This is a genomic window from Anaeromusa acidaminophila DSM 3853 (genome assembly GCF_000374545.1).
In the GTDB taxonomy this organism is placed as follows: Bacteria; Bacillota; Negativicutes; order Anaeromusales; family Anaeromusaceae; genus Anaeromusa; species Anaeromusa acidaminophila.
In genome coordinates, this window is the sequence record NZ_KB894636.1 from 1 (window position 1) to 1,845 (window position 1,845).

Below are 1,845 nucleotides of genomic sequence, written 5' to 3' on the forward strand. Positions count from 1 at the left end.
GGGGTAAAGGTTGTAGAGATTAGACCTGCCCCTAGAGGGTAATAGTAGTGAAGATACTCTTATTTCATTGTGGCTTGTGGTAGTGTAAAATAGTTTGTGCTTTTGCCAATAGTTGGTTACAGCTATAGAATATAAACGAGGGGGCAAAAGCATGGGACTATTAACAAGAGAACAAATTCGCGGTTTGATTAAAGAACGTAATATGAAAACCACGGATGACATTTCGGCAATGCTAAAAGACCTATTTGGCGATACCCTGCAAGAAATGTTGGAAGCGGAACTCGACACTACCCTTGGTTATGATAAAAACGATACTTCTAAGAAAAACGGGTCCAATCGGCGAAATGGCCATAGCAAAAAGACTGTGGTTAGCGAATACGGTGACAGCGAAATTGCGATTCCCCGTGATCGCGATGGCGAACATGAACCTCTTATCGTAAAAAAGCATCAGAAAAACCTAACCGGCATTGAAGAGCAGATTATCACTCTATACAGCAAGGGGATGACCGTCCGTGATATCCAAGACCATCTATCCAGAATGTACGGCGTAGACATTTCTCCTACGCTAATTTCGAACGTTACGAATAAATTAATGCCAATCATCAAAGAATGGCAGAACCGGCCGCTGGAAAAAACCTACGCTGCCGTGTTTTGGGATGCGATTCATTATAAAGTGCGCCAAGAAGGAGCCATCGTCAACAAGGCTGCTTATATGGTCATTGGCATTGACCTCGATGGTCGAAAAGACGTTTTAGAGATGTGGATCGGCGAGCATGAAACATCGAAATTCTGGCTGGTCGTACTGAATGAACTTCGCAATCGCGGCGTTCAGGATATCTTGATTTGCTGCGTTGATAATCTGAAAGCAGCGAAGCGATTTCAGCCTGTTTTCCTGAAGCTGAGATTCAAAAATGCGTCGTTCATCAAATTCGAAATTCTGTTCGCTACGTTTCCTACAAAGACGTGAAAAAGGTACTTGCCGATTTGAAGCCTGTATATACGGCGGCTTCAGAACCGTTGGCGCTTGGAGCTTTGGATACCTTCGAATCATGTTGGGGAGGGAAATACCCGTTAATCGTGACGTCCTGGCGCAATAACTGGGCCGAGCTATCCACCTTTTTCAAATATCGATAGCGTATAATTAAGTTCGCAAAAAGACAAAAGGAAAACCATCGGTCTCTCCGAAGAAGGTAAGTGCTGAGCAAACCTAAAAGGAGTTGAAACCGATGGTTTATCCTAATTCTAACCTACCTCTGGAAAAAATGCTATTGCAATTCATGTCAGAAAACGATCCTATGCTTTCTATGTTGAAATGGCTCTGTGAGAAACTGATGGAAGTTGAAGTCGATGCCAAGATCAACGCCGTAAAATCGGAGCGTACGGATGAACGTTGCGGTTACCGATCCGGCTATCGAGTTCGGCGGTATGATACGCGAATGGGGACAATGTATTTGTTTGTGCCAAAGCTGAGAAAAGGTGGTTATATTCCGTTTTTCGTCAGTGAGAAAAAGCGTTCAGAAGCCGCGCTATTAAACGTAATTCAAGAAGCGTACATCAACGGCGTATCCACGCGCAAGATCGAAAAACTAGCGAAAAGCCTCGGTATCGATTCAATCTCACGCGGCCAGGTTTCGCAAATAACCAAAGAACTGAATGATCTAGTCGAAGCCTTTCGCACTCGCCAGTTAAACAAGACTTATCCTGTCCTCTGGGTGGATGCGTTATATGAGCGAATTCGCAATGGTGGCTGTGTGCAAAACATGGCCGTATCAGTTGTTATTGGACTAGATGAAAACGGCCGACGTGATATCTTGGCAATTGAACCGATGCAAGAAGAATCGGAAG

General features: G+C 44.2%; 1 protein-coding gene and 1 pseudogene. Both read left to right on the forward strand.

Going from position 1 to position 1,845, the window contains the following annotated elements; all coding sequences use genetic code 11:
- Positions 1–151 precede the first annotated feature (151 nt).
- Positions 152–1,128, forward strand: a pseudogene (locus C508_RS19200) (IS256 family transposase); the annotation flags it as partial.
- Positions 1,129–1,226: 98 nt separating this feature from the next.
- Positions 1,227–1,845, forward strand: a 619-nt coding sequence (locus C508_RS0117320; protein WP_018704827.1) for an IS256 family transposase, incomplete at its 3' end; no start/stop codon positions are given.